This is a genomic window from Marinobacter salexigens, assembly GCF_018860765.1.
In the GTDB taxonomy this organism is placed as follows: domain Bacteria; phylum Pseudomonadota; class Gammaproteobacteria; order Pseudomonadales; family Oleiphilaceae; genus Marinobacter; species Marinobacter salexigens_A.
Map to the genome: position 1 here is coordinate 244397 of NZ_JAHKPV010000006.1, position 25648 is coordinate 270044.

A 25648-nucleotide genomic window follows, 5' to 3' on the forward strand; every position below is an offset into this window, starting at 1 on the left:
GATGCAACAGACTCTTAAAATCCTGATGCTGACCGCAGGTCTGGTGGCCTCACCCCTGATTGTTGCCAGCACCGATGCGCAAACCGAAGCTTTATACCAGCAACACTGTGCAAGCTGCCACGGCAGCGACAGGCTCGGCGGCATGGGCCCGGCCTTGCTTCCAGAAAACCTCTCGCGTCTGAAAAAAGACCAAGCCGAAGATGCCATTCGCAACGGTCGACCTGCAACGCAGATGCTGGGTTTTGCTGACACACTAAACGCCAAGTCCATAACCGCCTTGGCTGAATACATCTACCAACCACCGGAACAAGAGCCCGTGTGGGGCGAAAACGAAATCACCACCAGCCACCGGCTGCCCCACCCGGCAGGCTCACTCCCTGACAAGCCAGCCTATAAAGCCGACATGATGAACCTGTTTCTGGTGGTAGAAATCGGTGACCATCACGTAACCCTGCTAGACGGCGACAGCATGGAGCCTATTCACCGTTTCGCCAGCCGCTACGCACTGCACGGTGGCCCCAAATACAGCCCTGATGGCCGTTACGTGTACTTCGGCTCCCGCGATGGCTGGATTACCAAATACGATCTGTACAACCTCAAAATCGTTGCGGAAATTCGTGCTGGCATCAACATGCGCAACATCGCTGTGTCCGCTGACGGCGACCATGTAATGGCAGCCAACTACTTGCCTCACACGCTGGTACTGTTCGATGCAAAAAACCTCGACCTGCTGGAGGTTATCTCCGTTGAAAACAATGCCAAAGAAAGCTCAAGGGTAAGCGCCGTGTACGCAGCCCCACCCCGGAACAGTTTTATCGCCGCCCTGAAAGACATTCCAGAGGCCTGGGAGGTCACGGTAGAAAACGATCAGGCAAAGGTACGTAGAATGCAGACCGACACCTGGCTAGATGACTTCTTCTTCGATCCCGGCTATCAACACCTCATCGGCGCGGCCCGCGACGGCAAGCACGGGCTGGTGATCGACCTGAACACTGGCAAAACCGTTGCCAACCTCCCCCTGCCCGGCATGCCACACCTAGGCTCGGGCATAACTTGGGAGTATGAGGGCTCACGTGTCATGGCTACACCTCACTTTCGTACTGGCGCCGTTTCCATCATCGACATGGACTCTTGGAAAGTGATCAAAACCTTGGAAACAGAAGGCCCCGGCTTCTTCATGCGCAGTCACGAAAACTCCCGCTATGCATGGGTAGACGTCTTCTTCGGCCCAAACAAAGACAAAGTTCACGTAATCGACAAACAAACTCTCGAAATCGTAGAAACTCTCCAACCGGCCCCCGGGAAAGTAGCCGCCCATGTTGAATTCGACCGCTACGGCGAAAAACTGCTGCTGAGCATCTGGGATGAAGAAGGCGCCGTGATCGTCTACGACGCCGAAACTCTGGAGGAAGAAAAGCGAATCCCGATGAACAAGCCATCGGGAAAATACAACGTGTGGAACAAGATCAACTACGAAGAAGGAACTAGCCACTAACGTGCGGAGTTGGGAAGCCGGCTCAGGTTTTCAGCCGGCCCAACTCACTTTCTAATATTTCAACCTCGCCATCGAGAGACTCGCCACTACGCCTTGCTCGCTGCGCAAGTTCGCGCAGATCACTGGCTGCATCACCAATCGTCGTTAGATTACGGTTGATTTCTTCACTGACCGAGCTTTGCTCTTCGGCAGCAGTTGCTACCTGAGTGACATGCTCAACAATCGTGCCGATGCGCGTCACTACCGATGCCAGTGAGTGACCAGCCTCTCGGGTGCCATCGACAGCCATACTGGCACGATCAACGCCAGCATTGATAACCGATACGGTCTGGCGAACTTCCTGCTGCAGGCCGTCGATCATTTGACTGATTTCATCGGTTGATTGCCGCGTACGCGATGCCAAAGTGCGCACTTCATCGGCAACCACAGCAAATCCACGGCCCTGCTCACCAGCCCGAGCCGCTTCAATAGCGGCATTGAGTGCCAGTAAATTAGTTTGTTCAGCAATGCCCCGAATTACATCAAGAATGCGGTTGATCTCATCGCTGCGACTAGCAACGTGACCAATTGCCTCGCTGGCATCACTCATATCACTAGCCAAGGCGCTTACGCCTTCAACTGCGGAACCTAGCGTGGTCTGCGTAAAGCGAATGCCATCCTGAGCCATACGGGCATTTTCAGCAGATTCACCGGCAAACCCGGCCACTTCACCTGCCGCTGCCGACATTTCATTCATCGCAGTAACCACGCTGTCTACCTCACGGTGCTGCCTTGCCGTGTTTTCCTCAGTATCGCGGGCAATGGCACCAACATCTGATGCCTGCTCATGCACACGAACGTTCACGGCTTTCAGGTCATTGATCATCTCTCTAAGGCGCGCTAGGAAAGCATTAAAACCGCCAGCGAGTTCAATCAGCTCGGCATGGGTATCAATATCAAGTTCGCGGGTCAGGTCGCCTTCGGCGCTACTAAGGTTGTTCATCCGGTCACGGATTACCTCCAGCGGCCGGATTACAGAACGCACCATCACAATTAATACCAATACCGAAAAAACAGACACCACAATGCCCACCAATAGTTGCCGTTGAGCCGTTGCAGACACCTCATCCGAAAGCAGCGTGGTGATCTGGCTGAGTTCGGCCAGCGCCGCCGCGCGAGGCAACTCAATCAATAGTGACCACTCCCGTCCAGTGTCGGCAACACGAATAGGGTAGGAGACGGCCAGCGTTTCGCCATCATCGTAACGGCCACCAGATCGATGCAACTCACCCATTTCCCTGGCCAGTTCTGGCATGACCTCTGTTAATGGTCGTGCCAAAGCTTGATCATAATGGCTGCTTGCAACGATTAAACCTTTCTCGCTCAGAAGGGTGACGCGTGATTGCCCGTTATAAACCTGATCGCTGACGGACTTAACAGTGCCCTGCAGGGTATCAAGATTAATGTCGACACCCACAACACCGGCAAAGTCACTGCCATTCATAACCGGCACAACCAGTGTGGTAACCAGCTTGCTGTAGCCCTCCTCAATCTCATAGGTATAAGGCTCCATAATGCAACTGGCCTTGGTTTCCATCGGGCAGAAGTACCATTCCGCCTCACGGATCCCAAACTCGTTCAGGGTTTCGTCATATTTCTCATTTGCATCAGAAACCCGCTCAAACTGAACATCTCCGGCACGATCGCGGAAATAGTATATTTCCAAGGTGCCACTGTCGCTGCTGTGCTCTTCAACACCACCGGTGAAGTAGCGGTCTTGGCCATCGTAAGCATCAGGCTCAAACTGGGCGTATATGGTGCTGAGATCTTTTTCTGCCCTCAATAATGAACCCACTGCCTCAGACATCGCGCTGCGGCTGATGCGCGTAGAGCTATCGGCGGCTATGTTTTTTTCAACAATATTCCGCATCACTCCCGGAACTTTGAACGCCGCATTAAATTTGCCACTTACCTGCTCGCCAAATTCACCTGCGGTTGCTGCCAGACGGTCCATCACAATACTTTGCACCAGCGTGCTAGTGTCCGAGGACAGGCTTTTTTCCATCTGGCTAAGCGACATTTGCGCCGTGATCGTCATGCTGACGCCCATTATCAGCAATATGCTGACGACCAGCGCATAGAGCTTGAGCTTAAGCGATAGCTTTTTCATACTTCCGATACCTTCCGGAGGGCGATAATCAATCGGTGCGTATAAACTCAATGAGTTTCGTATAAGGAGTGCTATCGACCGTCGAGTTGATCGCTTTAGGTAAAATTGCTGTGTTCGTATAACGGACGCTCACCCAAAACGTAAAACTTGCAGCGCACATTTATTGGGAATTAGGCCAAAGCCACTGGGCCTATATCGAGCGAATGAAAAAGCCTTAATGATTTAAGTCATTTCCTGTAGCCTCTCTCTGTTAGGATAATTGACACATATTCCAATGGCGACTTCGCAATGACCCGCACCTTCAAAACCGACGTGGCTTCATCTCCCTGCATGCTCGGGGAGAGCAACCCGGATATCATCCCCCATGAATCAGCACCAGAATCGGTGGCCCTTCTCAATGGGCTCAGCCGGGTATTCGGAATAAGACTCACCGAAAAACAGGACACGCCTGACACCCGGTTTTTAAGCGACCTAACACGACTGTTTCACCAACGCCGGGTCGACGCAGAAGCGCAAATGGAAAAGCATGACACGCCTTGGGCCAACGTATACCTTATTCAGTACGGTATTATGCGCCTGTTCCGGGAAGCGCCAAGCGGCAAAGTAGCGGTGCACCATTTCTTTACCGAAGGCGATATGGTGTGGCCGGTGTTTGGTCGCAGCCGTACAGTTCGCAACACTCTCTGCCTCACAACCGTCACGCCCGCTACAGTCTGGGTTGCAGACTTCGCAGCTTTTCGAGCCGCTATTCACGCTCATGGCGAAGGTCTCTGGCCTCAATTTGCCATGGCCCTGACCGAAGAACTGGCAGAGCTGACCAGCATGCGGGAGTTCCGCAAGCACACCATGTCGGCCAAAGAACGCTATCACTTGCTTTTGGAAGAATATCCAGAGCTAGTAAAGCGCGTGCCGGACAACCAGCTGGCCTCATGGCTCGGCGTTGTACCTGCAACATTCTCCAGACTCAAAACGGGTGCTATAAAGGGATAACACCACAACTACTCTCATGGATGCCCAGCACAGGCTTGGTTTGAGAGGGTACTGATAGCGTCACAGAAGGGTGGGTTTAGTTTTTTACCTTATTATCGGGCGAGCTAGTATGCGACTTCTGTAAAGCAAATAAGCGCAGAGACTGCCTATTAACAATCTCTGCGCTTTTGCAACGTCTAGTTCAAACGGTGAGTCTTACTGTCCGTAGGTGTCCACATTTACCTTAGAGTACACCTCATCCCAATAAACCTGCGTTAGCTCTTCGCTGGTATCTACTCCTTTCACAAGCTCTACCCACTTGGTCAGCAACGTGCGAAATGACTCAACCAGTTGTGCTGATGACGTCAGGCTATGGGTCTCAGCATACTTGGTAGCGACAGCCTTGATATCCTGCTCGATAAAATCACGGGTTACTTTCACTAGACCTGCATCAGGCTCGTGGATTTCAATTCCTTGCTCTTCAGCTGTTTTCATATTCGTCATTGCTGTTTGGGCATACCCCCAGCTCAGAGCACTGGCATGCGCAGCAGAAGCATGGAGCATCGTGCTGCGTTCGCTGGGCGTCAGGCTTTTCCATACGTCCAAATTGATATTGTTGGCAACCCCGGAGAAAACACCGCCAGGCATATTCGGAGTCATGTCAGAAGTAACTTCCATCAGCTTTACGATGGTTAGCTCAGGCGCAGAATGCACACTGCAATCCACCACACCTTGACTTAGAGCTTCGTATGTTTCGTGTTGCGGGATAGATACAGGCGTTGCCCCAACTGCATTGGCCCAGCGTGCCCATTGGGCACCGCCTATGCGCAGACGTTTACCTTTAATTTCTTCCAACGTTCTAACTGGCGTGTTGCAAATAAGGAAGTATGACGATGTTCCACCGCCTCCCAGAAACAGTTGATTCTGTTGCTCGTATTCGTTTACACAGCTTGGGCAATTAAAGAAAACATATTCAGCCATGGCTCCGGCAAAGGCCAAGCCTACCTTTTCCGTGGGCGCGCCGGTCATTTCAATGAGCATTGTGAGTTCAGTGGCGAGATTAGTACTTGGGAACTCAGACGGGAAGTAAGGCGTCAGAACCAGCCCACTGTCGGCCATACCGTCTCGAATACCTGGCGGAATTTCGCTGAAGCTCAATAGCGACTGCGCATACACTTTTGCAGTCAGATCACCGCCGGAGTTGTCTTGAACATCTTTCGCAAAAACCTCCGCAGCCTTAGCACCTATGGAGCCTGTGGAATAGCCGGTTGCATAGCTCAGCTGCTTTGCTTCAACAGCGCTGGTCATAGCGATACCTGCCAGAATTGCAGGAAGCACTCCACGTCTAAGCATGTTAGGACAGTTCATTGTTATTCTCCTGTATACGTTCAATTTTTTATAGTCAGGTGCATAAGTGCGCCAGCCTTAATCATCGAGAGTTCGCACCGGCCGTAACATGTTGAAAGCAAATCACACTCTTCGACATCGTCGGAAGCGACGAATCTTTCGTTAGCGTACCCCCCATCCCAACCAAGCCTCTTTGTTAACCAGCGGAAGTAGACGGTGTTTTTCGTCGGTTCAGACGATGTCTGTTGCACGGTCATAGAATCATTATGAGTAGGGGTTCCAAGGGGCGAGCTGTGCGCACCTCCCCGTCAACAACAAAATATGCTAGAGGTTCTAAAATGACAGCAGTCACTCCCAAACCGCTGTGGCAGCCAAGCCAAACACGCATCGAGCAGAGCCAAATCAAAGGTTTCATGGATTGGCTGGGCGAGAAAAAATCGTTGCACTTCAGTGATTACAATTCCCTTTGGGAATGGTCAGTAGAGTCTCTGGAGGACTTTTGGGCAGCGTTCTGGGAATTTTATGATATTCAATCGACCACCCCTTACCGAAGCGTTCTGAGCACTCACGAAATGCCGGGCGCTGCATGGTTTGAAGGCGCACGGCTAAATTTCGCGGAGCAAGCTTTTCGTTTTCATCATGAAAATTCCGATCGTGCAGCCATCATCTCTCGCTCAGAAATACGTCCGACCGAAACCATCTCCTGGGCCGAGATGCGCAGCCAGATCGCATCTGTCGCATTTACCTTAAGGCAAATGGGGGTAGAGCCAGGCGACCGGGTTGTTGCCTACCTCCCTAACATTCCTGAAGCAGTAATCGCGTTTTATGCTTGTGCAAGCATCGGTGCTATCTGGTCAAGCTGCTCACCCGATATGGGGGTGCGCAGCGTAACAGATCGTTTTCGCCAGATTGATCCAAAAGTCTTGCTGGCCGTGGACGGCTACAAGTACGGAGGAAAGGACTTCGATAGGCTTGAGGTTCTGAAAAACCTCAAAATCGAACTGCCTACGTTGGAGAACGTGATTCTTCTCCCCTATCTCAATCCAGAAGCCCGCCTTGAGAATGCAACCTTATGGGACGACTTACTGGGGCATGATGTTCCAATGAAATTTGAGCACCTGCCCTTCGACCACCCTCTATGGATAGTCTATTCATCAGGAACGACAGGGATGCCGAAGCCCATTGTTCATGGCCATGGGGGCGCCTTACTTGAAGGCATGCTCGGCCACGGCCTCCACTTGGATTTGGGCAAACAGGATCGCTACATGTGGTTTTCAACCACTGGCTGGATTATGTGGAACTGTCAGATCAGCGGCCTTTTGGTTGGCGCGACCATTTGCCTGTTTGATGGTAATCCGGGATATCCCGATTTAGGGACTCTTTGGCGATATGCCGAAGAAGCCGAAGTAACCTTTTTTGGAGCTGGCGCGGCCTATTATCTAAGCTGCCTAAAAGCCGGTGTTGAGCTCGACAATATTGCGGACCTCAAGCACATTCGCTCCATTGGTTCAACTGGCTCTCCATTACCCGAGCAAGGATACAAATGGATTAATGAGCAGTTTGAAGACGTACTGATTGCTCCCATCAGCGGAGGCACAGACGTCGCTGCATTTTATGTAGGCTCCTGTCCGATCATGCCACTTTATGAAGGTGAAATGCAGTGTCGTACATTAGGCACAGCTGTTTACGCTATGGATGACAACGGAGAGATCATAGAAAACGAAGTTGGCGAGCTGGTCGTCACTAAACCAATGCCATCCATGCCCCTATATTTTTGGGGCGATGTCGATGGGCGACGCTATCACGAAAGCTATTTCGACGTATTCCCGAAGCTATGGAGACATGGAGACTGGATTCGGATAACTCCCCGTGGTGGGGCAGTCATTTACGGCAGATCAGATACCACGATCAATCGTCAGGGTATTCGAATGGGCACCAGCGAAATATATCGCGTTGTAGAGGAAGCTCCGGAAGTTGTGGACAGTCTGGTGGTAGATTTGGAATATCTGGGACGCGATCCGTACATGCCGTTGTTCGTGGTGCTTCGAGAAGGCATGGAGTTAACGAGCGCGCTTGACCAGCGTATTCGTAACGCCATACGCACCAACCTTTCAGCTCGACATGTACCAAATGACATAATCGATGTGACTGAAATACCTCGGACTTTGACGGGTAAGAAAATGGAACTGCCGGTTAAAAAGCTATTGCAGGGAGCTCCAATGGATAGCGTTGCTAACCCCGACGCCATGGCTAACCCGGATAGTCTTTGTTATTTTGCCGAGTTTGCGAAACAGAAAAAGACTGCCATTGCTTAGAGAGACCGCCTCAGGGTGCCGCAGGCTCTTGATTTAAAGCCTGCGGCTCCCTGTAAGTGACAGATGCGTCAAATAAGCCCATAACGCCGTGCAATGGCAACAGCTTGTGTTCGGCTGGAAGCATTCAGCTTGGAGTTTATATTTCGCAGGTGAGTGCGCACGGTACTGTCTGACACAAACAACTTTTCCGACATAGCGCTATTTGAGTACCCTTCCGACAATAGCTGTAAAACTCGGGTTTCTTTTCGCGTTAGAGCATTCAGGGTCGGCTCGTCTGCGTCAGGCAATACGGCGGTCGACGATAACACTGGCCCAAACGCCTCAATTAAACTCTCAAGATAGCTAACAAAAACCGGATCACTCTGACGTCCAGTCTCTCGAAATGCTTGATGATAAAGTTTGACCACAATGCCTGCCGCAGCGCCTTCATCTACAAACAGACGTACGTATCCCTCCGCGCAACAGGTTGGCATAATCTCGGTCATCACTTCAATCGAGTCTTCCAGCCGATTACAGCGATACTGTGCAATGGCTTTGAACAGTTTCAGTTTCAGTACCCGTCGGTATAACGAACTGTTTTGCGCTTCCGCTATTTCCATCGCGAGTGGTGCGAGCGCAGCTTGAGGGTCACCGGCAACCACTTCCCAGCGCAGGCGAGCCATCTCCATATATTGTAAATCGTTTGCAGGCATTCTATGTTTGCGGACTCGCCGCCAAAGCTCCTCATTACCCGCCCGGTCAAGCTCCTGCTTTGCCGCTTCTGGTCGTCCCTGCGCCAAAAATAGCCGCGAACGCTCAAGCCTAGCCGTTGCTACGACCCTTGGTAGTTTTCTGATCCTACCCATGTGCTCCAATTCAGTCAGCGCCTGAAATGCCCGGTCTACATCCCCGCAGTTGAACGCTAATCTCGAAAGCATAATATCGCTAATCAACATGTGGTCCGGCAATCCGGCCTCCCGCACCAGCGGACCGTATACGTGCAATAAACGGGCAGCCAGCTCTAGGTCGTTTGCTTCATAGACGGTGTTTGCATGCAATACGCCAGCCCATGCATTCCCACTGGTATGGCTAAAGTCATAAGTCGAGCTTGTCGCACCGACAGCCAAGCGAAAACGTGCAGCCGCTTGTTTCTGCCGCCCTTCCTGAAGGTCAATCAACCCTTCCAAAGATTCTGAGTACATCGAATTGAAGGAACTCGAGTGACTAAACTGGGCGTCTCTGGCTCCGTCAATGAGCTGGCGAGCCTGATCGTACTTACCCATGACAGAAAAAACATTCGCTCGAGAGTTAATTGAGACAATATCTGCAAACGGCGCAAAACCTGAGAGCTCGTTGCCGTCAGTACGGCCTAGCTCACTGGCTTCCTCATAGCGATCCATCATGCCCATCATCAGAGGCTTGAACGCGAGAATGTGTGATTTAACTACAGGGTTCACTGAAGCTTCCAAGTTAGTATTCGAAAGCATCTCAAGCGCCTCGTCCGGGCCACTAGTAAACCCGACAGCCCATATGTAAATCATTTCGAGAAGTTCATACTTGCGAAGCTGATCTGCTGGAAGTTCACCCAGCCAACGCGCGAGAAGCTTCATCCGCCCTTGCGATAACAATCGCTCGGCATGCGCATCCAACAAGAACATTGCGCGATCAAACGCACGCCCCTCGATTGCATGATCAATTGCGGGAACAAAGCGCCCTGAGTTCTCGTACCATTGTGATGCAGCTAAGTGAAGACCCGACACCTCATAAGGGTACTTTGCGTGCAATACGGAGCGTAAAAACTCTGCAAACAAACTGTGGTAACGGTAAGTTAGCTGCTCGTGTTCAATAGGCGCAAGAAAAGCGCTGCGAGTATCCAGATGGCGTAGCATTGCTTCGCTATCACACCCTGGCACAAGAGCGTTACACAAAGACGGAGTCAGATGGCGAAGAATGCTTGTGCGCAACAAAAACGACTTGATTTTATCGGGCTGCTGCTCAAGCACATCGTGTGCAAGATAGTCTGCAACAGCGTCATTTTCACCTGAAAAACGATGAATGAAAGACTGCGGGCTCGCATTACCTTCAAGCGCCAGCGAAGCCAACCAAAGTGCGGTTGCCCAGCCTTCCGAGCGATTATGAATATGGATTAGGTCGTCTTGCGTCAATTCCAGTTGACGCCTGTTCACCAAAAATTCGACGGTCTCATCAACGGAAAAACGCAGTTCAGAAACATCAATCTCCAGCAATTGTCCTCGCGCTCTCAGGCGTCCAAGGCCCAGCTCCGGCACGTGTCTTGAGCCTATAATGATTTGCCCACTTGCTGGCAAGTGCTCAATTATTTCCCGAATAAGCCCGAGAACAGACTGCTCATGAACCTTCTCGAAATCATCAATGAATAGAGCAAACGCAGATCGCTTTTCGGACAGCCGAGCCACTATGTTAAATGCTGCCTCACTGGCAGTCCGGCGCTCAATGGACTCATCATTAAACGTATAGGCTTCATTTTCTGTTAGCTGTGAGACTGACGCGTTGAGACAAAACAAAAATCGTGAGACATCATTATCGGCATCATCAATAGTAAGCCAAGCCGTAGCAATTCCGGCGCTGTTCATCCGAGACATGCTCTGAGTCATTGCAGTGGTTTTGCCAAACCCTGCAGCAGCACGAACGACGATCAGCTTAGCCGCAGAAGCGGACAATATTTTTTGGCACAGCTCAGCGCGCTCAACTTGAGCAGCTCTGGAAGCAGGTGGGTTGAGTTTGCTAACCATTAAAAAACGCTTGGGCGTTTGGGAAACAGGCATAGCGCTTAACAGCTCCGGTGTTAAATCGAATACCAACTACTCGCTCAACGGGCCCTTAGGGCGCAGCTGTTCAGTTCTGACCGTTTGAACAGCAACGCAAAAGCCTATCACAGAATGCTGAGCCCTCAGCAATATTCCCTTCCGCACAGCCTTAGTTCTCGAATTCGTCGGTTACGACGATGTTGCGCTAGCCCACCGCGCTTATTCTTGAATTCACCTATTGCGGGCAAGGCCATGAACTCCTTGCCACAGTCGATGCTGACACACACAAACTCAATAAAAACAAGCCGGCCCTCTGGGGCGTAGTGGGGACAAGCATGTACGGTATTGGTCGATTTTTATCTATGGTCACAAATTTGATGACCGTACTCGGTGGGCTAGCAATCGCATTAATGATGTTACACATCACTCTAGACGTTGCTAGCCGCTATCTTCTTAACTCGCCCATTCCGGGCACCATTTCCATTGTTTCCTATTACTACATGGTTATTGCGGTATTCATTCCTCTGGCATTCGCTGAACAGAAAAACGCTCACATTTCAGTCGAAGTGATTACCGCCCGACTCCCGATTTGGATGCAGCACAACCTGGAACGCCTGTCTTTCCTTCTGTCGACAATCGTCTTTTCACTGCTGTGTGTTCGCACATGGGAAGAAGCAGAGAAAAAAAGGAGTTTTGGTGCTTCGGTTGTGCAAGGCAGCGACGCCATTCCTATCTGGATCACCTATTACGTGTTGCCCCTTGGCTGCGGGCTCATGACGCTGGTGGTTTTTTACAAACTGATAAATTCCTGCCTGCGGACAAAATCAGGACTGGATACGTTTACAGCGCAAGCCGACGACCTGAACGCTAATGACGGGGTGGAAAAATAACAATGTCTGACGTACAAATTGGACTATCCGGGCTCGGGATATTAGTTGCACTTCTTGCTTTAAGAGTTCCGATTGGGGTCTCTTTAATCGGGGTTTCCTTCGGTGGGCTCTGGTATATGATGGGGTGGAAAATTGCCTGGGGCTCCCTTGGCATTATTCCTTACCAGTTCGCCTCGAACTGGGTATTAAGCTCTGTACCGATGTTTTTATTGCTGGGGTTTGTCTGCTACCACACCCAGCTCACACAAGGGATGTTTCGCGCTGCTCGAATGTGGCTATCCGGTGTGCCCGGAGGGCTGGCAATTGCAGCAGTGTTCGGCTCTGCAGGCTTTGCTGCAGTTTCCGGGTCGTCCGTAGCTTGCTCAGCGGCTATGGGTAAGATCGCCGTTCCGGAAATGATTCGCCATCGCTACCATCCTGAACTGGCCACAAGCACGGTTGCGGTAGCGGGTACAATCGGGGCGTTGATACCTCCCTCAATAATCATGATCCTTTACGGCATTATCGCGCAGCAGTCCATTACAGGGCTTTTCCTTGGGGGTATCAGTGCAGGTATTCTGACCGCTATCGGCTATGTCGTTGTGATTTTGATACGAGTAAAGCTAAACCCTTCGCTCGCACCCGATACGAATGAAGTCATTCCCACCGTCGAGAAAATCCGCGCACTGAAGGACACTTGGCCCGTATTGCTAATTATGATTGGTATATTCAGCGGTTTGTTCGGTGGCATCTTCACTGCTACCGAAGCGGGTGCTGTTGGTGCTTTTCTTTCACTCGTAGTAGCTGCACTTAAACGAAGCCTCAACTGGACACGTTTTCGCAACGCGATTCTTGAGACGCTGATGACAACCGGCGCTCTTATCATTATCGCGGTTGGTGCCAGCCTACTTACTCGATTTCTGGCGTTATCCGGGGCGGGAGATTACTTATCCGAATTGATAATAAGCCTGAACTCGGGCCACTTCATGCTGCTTTTTGCAATCGCTCTGATCTACGTGTTTCTAGGGATGTTCCTTGAGCCCATCGGAGCAATGTTGCTGACTCTTCCCATCATATTGCCAATCGTCGACAGTGCCGGCCTTAATCTACTCTGGTTCGGTGTAGTTCTAACAAAGTTGTTGGAGATCGGCATGATAACACCGCCAATCGGCATGAACGTGTTTGTGATTAAAAGCGTTGTAGGTAATCTGGCGTCTACCTCAGCGATCTTTCGGGGCATATTTTGGTTCTTGGTCATGGACTTCGTGATTCTGATATTCCTGATCGCAGTTCCCGAGGTCGTTCTTTTCCTCCCTTCTCTGGAGTGAGCTCCGACGGCTATAGCGGGATCCAGATTCTGACGGCTCTTGCCTGATAATCCTGCACCAAGCTAATCAACCTGAACCGCTGCTCTGGTGGAACCGACGCTTCCGGTAGCAGCAGTTCACGGATGATCTCCCGAATGGCCGCCCGTATTCCCTACATGCATGCGGTTTGGCACCTGTTCGTCATCAGCGGCAGTGCCATTTATTTTGGTGTACTTCCATACGCGACATGATGGCAGCAATTAATAAGCGTGCTACTCTTCTAATAAATTGAATCCACTTTCATTTGTAGGAAGATACTAACGTGGACACCCCTGCCGTTCGCATTGAAGAACAAGGTCATATTTGCACCATCATTCTGGATCGCCCTGACAAGAAAAATGCCGTAGACGGCCCTACGGCAGACGCTCTTTTAGCGGCTTTCGAACACTTCGAGGCCGCTCCAAACTTACGTGTCGCCGTTCTTTGGGGTGCGAATGGGACCTTCTGTTCCGGCGCCGACCTAACAGCAATGCACGATCCCAAAACCCGCAACAACATTGATTCCGAAGGTAAGGACGACGGCCCCATGGGCCCGACCCGCATGGCATTAAGCAAACCAGTGATCGCAGCTGTATCAGGTTACGCGGTGGCAGGCGGCCTTGAATTGTCGCTGCTGTGTGATTTGCGGGTAGTCGAAGAGTCCGCCGTGTTCGGCGTATTTTGCCGGCGCTGGGGCGTGCCATTGATTGACGGCGGAACAGTGCGCCTGCCCCGTGTAGTCGGCCAGTCTCGCGCTCTGGATATGATCCTAACGGGTCGCCCGGTGAAAGCAGATGAAGCCTTACAGATGGGGCTTGCGAATCGCGTTGTTCCCCATGGAGAAAGCCGCGATGCAGCCGAGGCGCTGGCTTGGCAAATCGCAGAATTCCCTCAGCAGTGCATGCTGGCAGATCGTTCATCTGCCTATCGCCAATGGGAGCTGCCTCTGGCGGACGCCCTGCGCAATGAAGGCAAGAAGGGTTATCCCATCGTGTTTGAAGAGGCCATTGCAGGCGCCGAACGTTTTGCCAAGGGTGCAGGCCGCCACGGCGAATTCAATAACTGAAATAGAAAATAAAAAAGAGGGCAATACTATGACAACAACCTACCTCGACCTGATTAACCGCGGCGCAAAAGCCTATCCAAACCGCACAGCTATTGTCTACCGGGATCAGTCCTTTACATTTCGTGAAGTGGACGAACTGAGCAGCCGTCTGGCAAATGCCATGAGCGCGTCAGGGATAAAACAAGGAAACTGCATCGCCTTGCTGCTCAACAACGGCCCTTACAGCGTTCCGGTGGATTTTGCCTGTGTAAAAAATGGCATTAACCGCGTTCCTTTGAATAGCCGCCTCTCTGTTCGCGAACATACAAAGATGTTGCAGGAAACCGGCGCCCAAATGCTGATATTCGGATCGGATCTAGCCGATCACGCCGCTGCTCTAAAAGCCGAAATGCCAGAGCTGAAATGTCTGGGGCTCGACAGCAAACTGGAAGGTGGCGTTGACCTTGCCGAAGCGGCCCGCACTCAATCCACTGAGGCGCCAGAGATTACCGTGCAAGACAGCGATGTCGTGGCCACCCTGTTTACTTCGGGTACCACCGGCACGCTCAAAGCGGCGCAGCACACTCAGGCCTCCTATGCCGCAATCTGCAAAAACGTTTTAATGAACGTGATCAGCCCAGAACACGATGATGCCATGCTGCATGCAGCATCGTTGATCCATGCCAGCGGTGTGTTCGTGCTGCCATTCTGGTTGCGCGGCGCCAGAACAGTGATTATGGATTCCTTTGATCCCACTCTTTATCTGGAATTGATCGCCAAAGAAAAAATTACGGCCATCAATCTGGTCCCTACCATGCTGCAAATGCTGCTGGGTCACCCACAGGTGGAATCAACCGACGCATCCAGCCTCAAGCACATCATCTATGGTGCCTCCCCCATGCCGCGACCAGTCATCGAAAAGGCCATGGAAATCTGGGGGCAGGAGCGCTTCTGGCAATATTACGGTCAAACCGAATGCCCGCTGGGCATGACTGTGTTGCGCCCTGAAGATCATCACGACGACTTGCTCGGCTCCTGCGGTCGCCCATGCGTCGATGTGGAACTCCGGCTGGTAGATGAAGCCGGAAACGTTGTACCTGAAGGCCAGCCCGGCGAAATCCTGGTGCGCACACCCATCACCATGAAAGGCTATTACAACGCCCCCGAACTGAACGCCGAAACCTTTACGGAAGACGGTTGGCTGAGAACCCGTGACGTCGCCGTTTTTGATGAGCGTGGCTTTCTGCACATGAAAGACCGCACATCCGACATGATTATCACCGGTGGATACAACGTCTACCCACGGGAAGTTGAAGACGTTCTCATGGGACACCCTGCAGTTGCAGAGTGCTCGGTGGTCGGCACCAAAGACGAAAAATGGGTTGAAGCCGTTACCGCTGCCATCGCAGTAAAACCCGGCAGTCAGGTAACGGAAGCCGAGCTTCTTGAGTTTATCAGCGACCAACTCGCATCTTACAAGAAACCAAGAAAGTTCTTTTTTATCGACACTATCCCCAAAACGGCTGTGGGAAAGCTCAACCGCAAAGCCCTGAGGGATATGCTGGCGACGGCCTCCTGAAGCATCAGGCAAGCAATCCAACAAAAAAGACAAGAAGGTGCGAGAGTGAAATTCAACAAGCTACTGATCGCCAACCGCGGTGAAATCGCCATTCGGATCGCCAGAGCAGCCGGAGACATGGGGCTGGAATCTGTTGCGGTCTACCCTGAAGACGATCGTGCATCCCTGCATATCCAACACACGAGCCAGGCCATCAAACTGCCTGGCAAAGGTGCCCGAGCCTATCTGGATATTGATGCAATTATAGCGGCGGCGATTGAGGCAGGTGCTGATGCGCTGCACCCCGGGTACGGTTTTCTGAGCGAGAACCCGGAACTGGCCAGCCGCTGTGTGCAACATGGCATCACGTTTATCGGCCCCGATGCCAGCACCCTGAAACAGCTAGGAGATAAGGCAGCAGCACGGCAACTTGCGCAGAAGTGTGGCGTACCCACTACGCCCGGCACCCAAGACCGCACCTCCCTCGACGAGGTCAAAGCGTTCATTGCCACCCAAAGCGGCAATGCCTCAGCCGTGATCAAAGCCATATCCGGCGGCGGTGGCCGGGGCATGCGTATTGTTCATCCAGGCGATGATGTTGAAGCTAATTTCCATGCCTGTGCCCGTGAAGCCAAAGCCGCTTTCGGCGACGACAATCTATACGTTGAACAGCTTATAGAGCGAGCCCGCCATATCGAAGTGCAGGTGTTAGGGGATGGCCTTGGAAACGCAGTGCACCTTTGGGAGCGTGAGTGCAGCCTCCAACGGCGTAACCAAAAACTGGTTGAAGTTGCCCCCAGCACCTCGCTTTCCGACGCAACCCGTGAGCGGTTGCTAGACTCAGCATTGCGAATGGCGCGGGAGGTGAACTACGCCGGTCTCGGTACCTTTGAGTTTCTGGTGGACGCTAACGGCTCTGACTTTTACTTCATGGAGGCGAATCCAAGACTTCAGGTAGAGCACACTATTACCGAAGAAGTCACCGGAATTGATCTGGTTCAGGCGCAAATCGCTGTTCTTGGCGGGGCCAGCCTTCAAAGTCTTCAGCTGCAGCAAGCTGATATACCGGCACCCAAAGGTTTTGCCATTCAGTGCCGTATCAACATGGAGTCTCTCGACGCCAACGGAGCTACCCACCCAAGTGGCGGCACCTTGAGCGTATTCGAACCACCCGGCGGCCCGGGCGTTCGGGTCGACACATACGGCTACAACGGGTACACCACCAATCCCAATTTCGACTCCCTATTAGCCAAGGTGATTGTGCATAGCCGTTCACGGGATTACGCCCAATCGGTAAGGAAAGCCTACCGCGCACTGTGCCAGTTCCGGGTTGAAGGTGTTAGAACCAACATCAGCTTTTTGCAGACGTTACTGTCCCAATCCGACGTTGCGGATAACCGGGTATATACCCGTTATGTAGACGACCAGATGGCGGCACTGGTCGCAGAGTGCGAGCAGGAACACCCTCGCCTTTTTCCCACCACAGAGCCGGCACAAAAAACCGACAACACCGAGCCAAGAACAGAGGCTCCGGATGGCACAGAGGCAGCCTTCGCTCCCATGCAGGGGCAGTTAATCAAGGCTCTGGTGGCGGTAGGGGAAAGTGTTCACAAGGGCCAGACCCTCGCCATTATTGAAGCCATGAAAATGGAGCATGAAATACAAGCCTCCGTTGCAGGCAGCGTTCATAGCCTCCCACTTGGACATGGAGACTACGTGAGCGAAGGACAGGCGATTGCCTATATCGAGCCTGGCGAGGGAACCCAAAACATAGAGATGACCGAGAAAGCAGTCGACCTGAACCACATCCGCCCGGATCTGGCAGAGTCCTTCGAGCGCCACAGGTATACTCAGGATGAAGCCCGCCCAGACGCAATAGCCAAGCGCCATAACCGGGGCATGCTATCGGCACGGGAAAACGTTGCCAATATCTGCGATCCGGAAAGCTTCATGGAATACGGTGCCCTCACCTTCGCCGCCCAGCGCAAGCGCCGGTCCGCAGAAGAGCTGATGCAATCCACACCGGCCGACGGCTTGGTAACGGGCGTGGGTGCGGTGAACGGCGACAGCTTCGGTGAAGATCAGGCTCGCTGCGCAGTGCTCGCTTACGACTACACAGTACTGGCCGGCACCCAAGGCACCATGAACCACCGCAAGACCGACCGGATTCTGCATGTGGCAGAAGAGCAGCATTTGCCGGTGATTTTCTTCACCGAAGGTGGCGGAGGCCGCCCCGGTGATACCGATGATGCAACCCTGATCGCCGGCCTGCATACGCCCAGCTTTTTGCAATACGCCAGGTTAAGCGCTCTTGCCCCACGCATTGCCATAGTGTCTGGCCGCTGTTTTGCCGGCAACGCAGTGTTCGCCGGCTCCAGTGACCTGCTGATCGCCACCCGCAACGCCAGCCTTGGCATGGCAGGCCCGGCAATGATTGAAGGCGGCGGTTTGGGTGTATTCGCTCCAGAAGATGTTGGCCCTATGTCAGTGCAGGTAGCTAACGGCGTAGTGGATTGCTTGGTAGAAAACGAACAAGAGGCCGCTCAAGTAGCCCGCAAGCTCATGTCCTATTTTCAGGGGGCCACCGCTGACTGGCAGTGCGACGACCAACGCCTGTTACGTTCAAGCATTCCAGAAAACCGTCTGCGCTCCTATGACATTCGTGCATTAATTCAAACGCTGGCCGACAGTGAAAGCTATACCGAGCTTCGGCCAAACTTCGCACCCGGCATGGTCACCGCCTTTGCTCGCATTGAAGGCCGTCCCGTAGGAATAATTGCCAACGACCCAAGACACCTTGGCGGTGCCATTGATGCTAATGGTTCAGACAAAGCCGCACGGTTCATGCAGTTGTGCGATGCCTTCGATGTTCCGCTGGTAAGCTTGTGCGACACCCCAGGGTTCATGGTTGGACCAGAGGCCGAGAAATCCGGACTGGTTCGTCACACCAGCCGCCTGTTCGTAACGGCCGCCAGCCTACAGATCCCCGTATTCACCGTAGTTCTACGCAAGGGATACGGCCTTGGCGCTATGGGTATGGCCGCAGGGTCCTTCCACAACCCCTTCTTCACAGTGGCTTGGCCCACAGGCGAGTTTGGCGGTATGGGACTGGAGGGTGCTGTCCGATTGGGCTACCGGAATGAGCTCGAAAAAGCCGGTGACGAAGCGACACAAAAAGTACTCTTCGAGAAGCTGGTTGCCAAGCACTATGAGCAAGGCAAAGCCCTAAGCATGGCAGTATCATTAGAGATTGATGCAGTTATCGACCCATTCGAAACCAGAAGCTGGATTATTAGGGGCCTCAAGTCCGTTAAAAAAGCAGGGCCAAGGCAAGCCCGCCGCCGACCAATGATCGATACTTGGTAGGCAGATTCTCTTCAAGGACAAGAAAAGCAGACATGACACAGACCCCTGAAAGGCAAGAACAAGAGCCAACTACCGCCATTTCATGTCGGTAGTTTACGAAGGTTCGGTACAGCGAATGCGATGCGTAGCTCCTGATTTTTAACGCCCGCTACCGGGCTGTTTACAGCCCGGCAAGCCCACTCAGCGGGAACGTTAAGATCAATACGCCCAAACCAAGGCCATTAACACACCCCAAGCCAGTAGCGAGGCAGCCATCACCGTATAGGTAACAGACATAGTAAGCACATCGTCTGGGCTGCGGTGGCAAAGCGATCTCAACCCTTGATACACGAGAGTGCAGGAAAGGGCCATCGCCGCAAAAACCGCCAACACGTTGAGAGCCAATACTGGTACAAGCAATGTCAGCGAAGATAACCAAAGCGGAATGGGCGCTATTGCCGCTAGTAAATAGGCATCAGTGTAGCTGACCTTCAACTTATGGCTTTCTACAACGCCGTGTATTAACCAGCCCATTACAAAGAAGGTTAACAATTCTGCGAGAAAGAGAATGGTCGTTATAAAACGCCACTCCTTTCCACCAAACCCGGCGATAAAATCATCGCCATAATGAGTACCCGCGTAATAGAGCATCACAGGTGGCAAGAGTGACAGGGGCACTACAACAAACCACGCAAGCATGGGAATGGAAAGCTGCCTGCGTTGGAGTTCAGCCCAGCCCCCATTGCTAGAAAACGGTAGTTTAAGCATGCTTGAAACGTTCATGGTGAACCTCCTTACTCTCGGGTGAGTGCATTTGCCTCACGGGACAGCTTTTGCAATATTATGATGGCTTTTATTTATTCTTTTTAGGCGCCTTCCGCCAAGCCGTCAATCAACCGAGATGACCTTGAACAACTCAAACAATAAGCGTAAGCAAAAACCACAAGCCTTTTGGCTGTTTTTTCCTGCCGCAAGCCTGCTTGCTGCACTGGCTGTACCACTCTCTGTTTGGGCGGTCTGGTCGGGCTCGGGATGGCCGGCAGGACTACTTGGCGCCGGGCATGGCCATGAACTGATTTTCGGATTCGCGCTGGCCCTGATTGCCGGCTATACGCTTGGCCCACAAACTCATACTGTAATCTACCCTCTTTTTGGCCTGTGGCTATCAGCACGGCTAAGTTGGACTCTGTTCCCGCACAGCCTTCTAGCCCAGCTTCTAGGCCCTTCTTTTGCGCTGCTAATGGCTTGGCACGTCGTGCCTCGCTTCAATGCCGCAAAGAAATGGCGTAACAAAATGGTGGGGCCGCTCATTCTATTAATTTGTCTACTCGCGGTCGTTTTCTGGCTCTCAACAACACTGGCGGTAGCGCGCACATTTTGGCTGCCCGGTCCTTTCGCCCTAATGCATTCCGCCATCGTTGGGTTGTTGCTATTAATGACTTTCATTGGCGGGCGGCTCATTGCCCCGGCAGTGGCGGGGACTCTTGAGAAAAAAGGTATCCCTCTGGAAGCTCGGGTTCAGCCTCGAATCGAGAGCCTGCTGATCCTTGCGCTCGGATGCTCCATTTTTTTCATGGTATTTCCAGCGGCGAATCCTCTAACCGGCATTTTGTTGGTACTTGCTTCAGGGCTGATCGCCGTACGCACACTGCGCTGGAAACTGTGGCTCTGCCCGGAGCGTCCTGATCTGCTGATTTTGGCACTGGGGTATATTTGGCTTGCCGTTGGCGCCTTTGCCACAGGCTTGGCGCTGTTACGAGGCCAACCACTAGCCCCAGCCCTCCACTTAATTACCATCGGAGCGCTGGGCACCTTATCTTCCAGCGTAATGCTGCGTCTGGCTTGGCAAAGAAGCCATCGCAAGCCACCGCCTGCGGGAGAAGTTCTACCCATTGCAGCCCTTTTAGCTATCGCTGCGTTTAGCCGGTTTCTTGCGGGTGCCTCGCCCTTCAGCTCTCCCATATTATTATGGCTTTCTGCGAGCACCTGGGCGCTGGCTTACCTATGGGTAACGGCTAGGCTGCTTATTCTCGCCAAACATGCAAAAAACCGCCGGAAATGAGTGGCTACCTCTCCTGAGCCAACCGCACTAATGATTACCTACTTGGTGATATCACCAAGGCATCCTATTGAATTATATATAGTTATAGCCCCGAATTCCGGCACAAACACCATCCACTTAAGCCACTCGCCTTTCCACTAAACTTTCCTTGATAAATATCATGAATAGACAGGCGCTTCGCTTTGCACAATGGTATCAAGAAGCCCGAAAACTGCGCCCAATGCGGCATAGGGCAGGTTAACCAAGGGAGTATTGTTATGGCTAAAACCAACGCCGACATCGAGCACTGGGATGTCGAAAATGAGGAGTTCTGGGAAAAGGAAGGCAAGAGAGTTGCCTCCCGCAACTTGTGGATATCCATCCCTAGCCTGCTCCTGGGTTTTGCGGTATGGCTGATGTGGGGAATGATCACCACCCAGATGAAGAACCTGGGCTTTGACTTCAGCATTGAACAGCTTTTCACTCTCTCGGCGATTGCTGGCTTGTCTGGCGCCACCCTGCGGATACCCGCATCGTTCATGATCAAGATTGCCGGTGGCCGTAACACTATCTTCCTAACCACCGCTCTATTGATGATCCCCGCTGCTGGCACTGGCATTGCGCTGATGAATCCAGACACACCATTCATCGTTTTCCAAGCATTAGCACTGCTCTCGGGTATCGGTGGCGGCAACTTTGCCTGCTCCATGAGCAACATCAGTTCTTTCTATCCCAAGAGCAAGCAAGGCTACGGTCTCGGCATGAACGCTGGGCTAGGTAATTTTGGCGTTACCACCATGCAGATACTGATTCCGCTGGTGATGACCGTTGGCGTTTTTGGTTTTCTCGCGGGTGAGCCTATGCAGCTGCAGAGCCCTAGTGGCACTCTGATTGGCCGCATTGAGGCTGGCACAGACACCTGGATTCAAAACGCTGGCTTTATCTGGCTGGTGTTTTTGATCCCTCTGGCCTTTGCTGGTTGGTTCGGTATGAACAACCTAAAAGTGGTCACCCCCAACCCCGGTAACCCGGCCTCAGCCTTCGGTAAGATTATCGGCCTTTACGGCGTCGGCATTCTGACCTCAATCGCAGGTGTTTGGGCGCTCAGCGTTATGAATATGTGGCTAGCTCTGCCACTAACCATTGTTCTGACTGTCGTTCTGCTACGCCTGATTCCCGGCGACATCAAGCCTAATATCAAAAACCAGTTTGCCATCTTCAGCAATAAGCACACTTGGTCTATGACCGTGCTGTACATCCTGACATTCGGCTCGTTCATTGGCTTCTCAGCTGCGCTGCCACTGTCTATCGGTGTTATCTTTGGCAACATGATGGAAGTGGCTGCTGACGGCACCATCACTCGCGTGGTTAACCCGGACGCCCCGAGCGCACTCACCTGGGCATGGATGGGGCCATTCGTTGGCGCGCTGATTCGCCCGGTAGGCGGCTGGATCTCCGATAAGATGGGCGGATCTATTGTTACCCAGATCATTTCTGTGGTGATGGTTGTAGCCTCTGTGGCAACTGGCTACGTGATGATGCTGGCCTACAACTCCACCGACCCCAACAGCTACTTTGCCCTGTTCCTGATCCTGTTCATTGTTATGTTCGCCGCCAGCGGCATCGGCAACGGCTCCACCTTCCGCAGCATAGGTTATATCTTTAACCAGCAGCAGAAGGGCCCGGTACTTGGCTGGACCAGCGCCATCGCCGCTTACGGTGCCTTCATTGCACCCAAGCTGCTCGGCCAACAAATCCAAGCCGGCACTCCGGAAGTAGCCATGTACGGCTTTGCGGTGTTCTACGCACTCTGTCTTGTGGTGAACTGGTGGTTCTACCTGCGCAAAGGGGCGTATATCAAGAACCCTTAAACCCTAATGTAAAACACGCAAGTGACTAAAAAGCCCGCAACCCCAGCGGGCTTTTTTGGTTGCCTCACCCCTGCCATCAAACAAGCTCTTGCCCCACTGTAATATATGCATTAAGTTGCACGCATGAACAAGCAACAAGCCATCGAAAAAGCCCTGAGTAATATCGACAACGATTTTGTCAAAGCACTGGCGGAGCCTGCGCGCATTCAAATTCTGAAGCTACTGATACTGAATGGCCCCTCTGATGTTAAAACGCTGACGGAGCGTTTACCTCAAGATCGCTCAGTCATATCACGTCATCTGGCCATTATGGAGAAAGCTGGCCTTCTCCACTCTATAAAAGAAGGGCGCCACATGATTTACTCCGTCGATGGTGAGAAATCGCTGAAAAAGACCGAGCAATTGGTTGAGGCCATTCGACAATGCTTACGTTTTGATTGTTGCTAATTTTTTATCTATTATGTGCATGCGGGTGCACTTATGCATATTTATAAAAATATACCTCTCGTCAAAGCAGGGCCAATCCATGAAAAAAACATCCGTAAAAGCAGTAGCCGGGAATGGACTACTGGATCGTCGATCTTTTCTGATGAGCGGTATCGCGTTGTCTGCAAGCTGCTCACTCGGGCCGTTGGCTGCATCAGCTTCCAAACCCGGCGGTGTGTCCAGCCAATCAATCTCAGAGTCATTTCCGGAATGGATGAAAGTACCCGGGCACGCAGCGACGGAGTATGGTCAACCTTCGGCACATGAAAGTCAGGTTCGGCGCCACCTCCAGAAATCTGCGCCAGAAACCTCAATCTTCTCTATCTGGCATACGCCAATTGAAAACCAGCGAGGAATTATCACACCAAGCGGCCTGCACTTCACTGTAAACCACAATGGAATACCTGATATCGCCCCCCAGCGGCATGTGTTGATGATTCATGGTCTCGTCGAAAGACCTCTCAAGTTTGATGTGGACAGTCTTATGCTCTACCCCATGGTCTCAAACATTCATTTTCTGGAATGTGCCGGGAACACCGCCTCCAACGCAGTTTCTTTGACTTCTCTAGATCAAAGCGCTCAAGAATTATTCGGCCAGATTTCTGGCTCCGAGTGGACGGGCATTCCACTCAAACACCTCTTCAAAGAGGCGGGGATAAAAGCAAGCGCCAAATGGGTTATTGCGGAAGGCGCTGACGGGGGGTCTCACTCACGAAGCATCCCGCTGGATAAACTGCTTGATGATGCCATCATTGCGCTTTATCAGAATGGTGAACGGATTCGCCCTTCGCAGGGGTATCCCATGCGCTTATTTGTTCCTGGCTGGGAGGGTAACCTCAATATCAAATGGCTCCATCGCTTAGAGGTGACCGACCAGCCAGCCTACACCAAGGATGAATCAGGGCTGTACAGCGACATTTTAGAAGACGGGAAAATTCAACGCTTTTCATTTCATATGGACGTAAAGTCGCTCATCACCCACCCGTCAGGCAGGCAACTATTGCCAGAAAAAAGGGGATTTTATGAAATTTCCGGCCTAGCGTGGTCAGGCTATGGCAAGATCAAACTCGTAGAGGTATCCGCAGATGGGGGGAAAACCTGGGCAAGGGCGCACATTGAGAGCCCAATACTGCCAAAATCGTTGACTCGTTTTTCTATGCCCTGGCGATGGAATGGCACGGACGCCATACTATTAAGCAGAGCCACCGACGAGGCTGGTAGAGTTCAACCAACCCGTGACCAATGGCGCGCCCAGCACGCCAGCTATTCTTTCAATCACTATAACGGAATTCAGGCGTGGCACATCTCGAGCAGCGGCGTTGTGGAGAACTGTTATGTTTGACAGATGTTACGTCTGCGCGCGTATGCTGAATACTGTAGCCGTCACCCTTTTGGCGGGAAAGGCGAGCTACGTAGTCCTGCTTTTCGGGGCACTGTTGTTGGGCATACAAACCACTCTTTTACGCGCTGAAGACACACCTCAATTGCTCACCCCGGAGCTTGGCGAGCCGCTCCACCCATCTGACATTGAAAATTATGAAATTACTATTTTCCCGAATGGAAAAAACCTACCGGAAGGACAAGGAACTGTTGCTCAGGGTGAGGTGCTGTATCAGACCCAATGCGCCATGTGCCACGGGAAAAAGGGGATAGAGGGCCCCGCAGCACGACTGGCAGGCAGCGATGGCTGGTTCAGTTTTCGAGACCCGTTACGAGTGCTCCGCATTAGAAAGCATCCCGTATTGCTTATATCGGTAGGCAGTATGTGGCCTTTCGCCACGACTATTTTCGATTACATAAGGCGTGCCATGCCTCATCAGGCTCCCAAGAGCTTGAACAACGACGAGGTTTACGCACTGACTGCGTACATTCTCCACCTTAATGACCTTCTGAATACGGCTACCCAACTCGACAAACACAGCATTCTTGAGATTAACATGCCAGGAAAAGCTCGCAGCGTAATAGCAGATTAGAATACGAGAGACTCAGGGAGGAAACACTGTCGCTAGCGCGGGGACATTGCGACCCCGCGCTGGCGGCAATCTGC

At 52.3% G+C, this 25648-nt stretch carries 17 protein-coding genes; 13 read left to right on the plus strand and 4 right to left on the minus strand.

Annotated elements, in window-relative coordinates; translation table 11 throughout:
• Window position 1 precedes the first annotated feature (1 nt).
• A complete protein-coding gene (locus KO508_RS06725) occupies window positions 2-1495 on the plus strand; it encodes a nitrite reductase (RefSeq protein WP_216007576.1) in 1494 nt (497 codons plus the stop codon).
• Between the two features lie 22 nt (window positions 1496-1517).
• Here the strand turns inward: KO508_RS06725 and KO508_RS06730 are convergent, their stop codons facing one another.
• Window positions 1518-3644 (minus strand): methyl-accepting chemotaxis protein, encoded by a 2127-nt coding sequence (locus tag KO508_RS06730; protein WP_216007577.1) that lies wholly within the window; start codon window positions 3642-3644, stop codon window positions 1518-1520.
• A gap of 288 nt (window positions 3645-3932) precedes the next feature.
• On the opposite strand from KO508_RS06730, the gene KO508_RS06735 reads away from it, so the two are divergent.
• A complete protein-coding gene (locus KO508_RS06735; protein WP_216007578.1) occupies window positions 3933-4634 on the plus strand; it encodes a Crp/Fnr family transcriptional regulator in 702 nt (233 codons plus the stop codon).
• Window positions 4635-4829: 195 nt separating this feature from the next.
• Here KO508_RS06735 and KO508_RS06740 read toward each other — a convergent pair whose 3' ends face one another.
• On the minus strand, window positions 4830-5981 hold the full coding sequence (locus KO508_RS06740) for a C4-dicarboxylate TRAP transporter substrate-binding protein (protein WP_216007579.1): 1152 nt from the start codon (window positions 5979-5981) through the stop codon (window positions 4830-4832).
• 317 nt (window positions 5982-6298) lie between these two features.
• Here KO508_RS06740 and KO508_RS06745 point away from each other — a divergent pair, with 317 nt between their 5' ends.
• Complete coding sequence (locus KO508_RS06745; RefSeq protein ID WP_216007580.1) at window positions 6299-8275, plus strand: acetoacetate--CoA ligase; 1977 nt, start codon at window positions 6299-6301, stop codon at window positions 8273-8275.
• Between the two features lie 68 nt (window positions 8276-8343).
• On the opposite strand, the gene KO508_RS06750 is transcribed toward KO508_RS06745, so the two are convergent.
• Entirely contained in the window at window positions 8344-11058 is a 2715-nt protein-coding gene (locus KO508_RS06750; protein ID WP_216007581.1) for a LuxR C-terminal-related transcriptional regulator, read from the minus strand.
• Between the two features lie 317 nt (window positions 11059-11375).
• Between KO508_RS06750 and KO508_RS06755 the strand changes: the two genes are divergently transcribed.
• From KO508_RS06755 to KO508_RS06775, 5 genes are all read left to right on the plus strand, one after another.
• On the plus strand, window positions 11376-11930 hold the full coding sequence (locus KO508_RS06755; protein WP_216007582.1) for a TRAP transporter small permease: 555 nt from the start codon (window positions 11376-11378) through the stop codon (window positions 11928-11930).
• Between the two features lie 2 nt (window positions 11931-11932).
• Window positions 11933-13237 carry a TRAP transporter large permease gene (locus KO508_RS06760; RefSeq protein WP_216007583.1) on the plus strand — a complete coding sequence of 435 codons (1305 nt, stop codon included), beginning with the start codon at window positions 11933-11935 and terminating at the stop codon, window positions 13235-13237.
• Window positions 13238-13538: 301 nt separating this feature from the next.
• Window positions 13539-14321, plus strand: coding sequence for a crotonase/enoyl-CoA hydratase family protein (locus KO508_RS06765; protein WP_216007584.1), 783 nt, complete (start codon window positions 13539-13541; stop codon window positions 14319-14321).
• A 28-nt stretch (window positions 14322-14349) separates the two neighbouring features.
• Window positions 14350-15879 carry a class I adenylate-forming enzyme family protein gene (locus tag KO508_RS06770; RefSeq protein ID WP_216007585.1) on the plus strand — a complete coding sequence of 510 codons (1530 nt, stop codon included), beginning with the start codon at window positions 14350-14352 and terminating at the stop codon, window positions 15877-15879.
• A gap of 45 nt (window positions 15880-15924) precedes the next feature.
• Window positions 15925-19224: a carboxyl transferase domain-containing protein gene (locus KO508_RS06775; RefSeq protein WP_216007586.1), complete on the plus strand. Its 3300-nt coding sequence runs from the start codon at window positions 15925-15927 to the stop codon at window positions 19222-19224.
• A gap of 198 nt (window positions 19225-19422) precedes the next feature.
• Here the strand turns inward: KO508_RS06775 and KO508_RS06780 are convergent, their stop codons facing one another.
• Window positions 19423-19986 (minus strand): Yip1 family protein, encoded by a 564-nt coding sequence (locus KO508_RS06780; protein WP_216007587.1) that lies wholly within the window; start codon window positions 19984-19986, stop codon window positions 19423-19425.
• A 118-nt stretch (window positions 19987-20104) separates the two neighbouring features.
• On the opposite strand from KO508_RS06780, the gene KO508_RS06785 reads away from it, so the two are divergent.
• From KO508_RS06785 to KO508_RS06805, 5 genes are all read left to right on the plus strand, one after another.
• Entirely contained in the window at window positions 20105-21265 is a 1161-nt protein-coding gene (locus KO508_RS06785) for an NnrS family protein (protein ID WP_216007588.1), read from the plus strand.
• Window positions 21266-21522: 257 nt separating this feature from the next.
• The gene (locus tag KO508_RS06790; RefSeq protein ID WP_216007589.1) at window positions 21523-23115 is read left to right on the plus strand and encodes an antiporter; all 1593 of its coding nucleotides are present in this window, start codon (window positions 21523-21525) and stop codon (window positions 23113-23115) included.
• Window positions 23116-23238: 123 nt separating this feature from the next.
• Window positions 23239-23562 carry an ArsR/SmtB family transcription factor gene (locus KO508_RS06795; protein WP_216007590.1) on the plus strand — a complete coding sequence of 108 codons (324 nt, stop codon included), beginning with the start codon at window positions 23239-23241 and terminating at the stop codon, window positions 23560-23562.
• A gap of 79 nt (window positions 23563-23641) precedes the next feature.
• Window positions 23642-24943, plus strand: a complete 1302-nt coding sequence (gene soxC, locus KO508_RS06800) for a sulfite dehydrogenase (protein WP_216007591.1) — start codon at window positions 23642-23644, stop codon at window positions 24941-24943.
• Window positions 24936-25574 carry a c-type cytochrome gene (locus KO508_RS06805; protein WP_216007592.1) on the plus strand — a complete coding sequence of 213 codons (639 nt, stop codon included), beginning with the start codon at window positions 24936-24938 and terminating at the stop codon, window positions 25572-25574. The genes soxC and KO508_RS06805 overlap by 8 nt, the downstream gene beginning before the upstream one ends.
• The last annotated feature ends 74 nt before the right edge of the window (window positions 25575-25648 follow it).